Source organism: Mesorhizobium sp. M7A.F.Ca.US.006.04.2.1 (assembly GCF_004022915.1).
GTDB classification, from domain to species: Bacteria; Pseudomonadota; Alphaproteobacteria; order Rhizobiales; family Rhizobiaceae; genus Mesorhizobium; species Mesorhizobium ciceri.
The window spans coordinates 1-1,410 of sequence record NZ_RZQA01001202.1 but is presented as its reverse complement, the minus strand read 5'-3'; the positions used below and the strand labels follow the sequence as shown (position 1 = coordinate 1,410).

The window sequence follows — 1,410 nt, the reverse complement described above, 5'->3', positions numbered from 1 at the left end:
CTACCGGACTGCCGGCGCCAAGGGCATCAAGGTGCTGCTGGACGGCCATGGTGGCGACGAGGTCGTTTCACAAGGCCACGGCCACCTGCACGAGCTTGCGAATGGCGGCCGATGGATGGATCTGTGGCGCGAGGTCCGCAGCGCATCCAACACCTATGGCGACAGCACGCTTGGCCTTTATCTCCAGTTCCTGACCCTCTACGGGCCGGCCTGGCGCATCGCCAGGCTGAGGCATATGGCCAACCGTGCCCTGAACAAGATCCGCAAGCCCGCGCAAGTGTCGCGCGCACGAAGCTGGCGCGACCTGATCAATCCGGACCTGGCCAAGCGCACCGAGCTTGTCGACCGGTTTCACCGGGCCGGCTACATGCCGCCCGGCGTCCAGGCCAGCGATGCCTTGAGCCATCGCTGGATCCTGTCGAACGGCTATGTCCCGCATGCTTTCGAGGTTCTCGACAAGGCCGCCGCCAATTTCGGGGTCGAGCCGCGCTACCCCTTCTGGGACAAGCCGCTGGTCGAGTTCTGCCTGGCGTTGCCGGGCGAGGAGAAGCTGAGCCACGGTTTTGGCCGCTATGTGCTGCGCCGCGCCATGCAAGGCGTATTGCCGGAGGCGGTGCAGTGGCGGCGCGACAAGATCGACTTCACTGCCAATCTCGTCAATGGCATGCTGCGCAACCATCGCGACCTCCTGGAACAGCTGCTGGTCTCGGATGCGAACCGCATCGCGCCTTACGTCAATCTGCCGCAAGTGAGTGCCGCCTATGCGCGGCTGCTGCGCCAGCCCGATCAGGCAGCCCCCCTGGATGTCCAGTATGTCTGGCGCTCGGCCTCGCTGTCGCTCTGGCTGCGGCAGTTCCAGCATGGCGGGAGCCCCGCATGATGCCGCGCAACGAGCCGCTCGCTCTATGCAATGATGATGCCTTTTCGCATGGCCGGGCCATGCGAGAACGCCGCTTCTACCGGGCCTACGGCCTGACCATCGCGTCGGAGGTGACGTTGCCCGAACTGCAGCCGGCGGCGCCGGGGGCGGCGGATGTCGTGATTGCCGTCGGCGCGATCGACCTGCCAAAGCCCTCGCCCGAAGCCGCGACCGACTTTCGCTTCGAGCCGGACCGGCAATATCTGGCGTGGCATGCCGTGGGCGCGTTCCTGATCACCGATTCCAGCCGTATCGACATCGAACCGGCGCCCGGCGTCGACGACGCGCTGCTCGCGTTTCCGCTGCTTGGTCCGGTCATGGCGCTGCTCTTGCACCGGCGCGGCCTGCTTGTCCTGCATGCCAGTGCCATCGCCGCCGCCGGCACGAGCGCCATCTTCATGGGTGACAAGGGAGCCGGCAAGTCGACGACCGCAAGTGCGATGATCCGGGCCGGGCATCGACTGCTTACCGATGACGTGGTGGCGCTGGAC

2 pseudogenes are annotated in these 1,410 nt (G+C 66.2%); both read left to right on the top strand.

What is annotated here, in order from left to right:
* Nucleotides 1–880, top strand: a pseudogene (locus EN925_RS35810) (lasso peptide isopeptide bond-forming cyclase); the annotation flags it as partial.
* Nucleotides 877–1,410, top strand: a pseudogene (locus tag EN925_RS35805) (serine kinase); the annotation flags it as partial. The pseudogenes EN925_RS35810 and EN925_RS35805, both read left to right, overlap by 4 nt.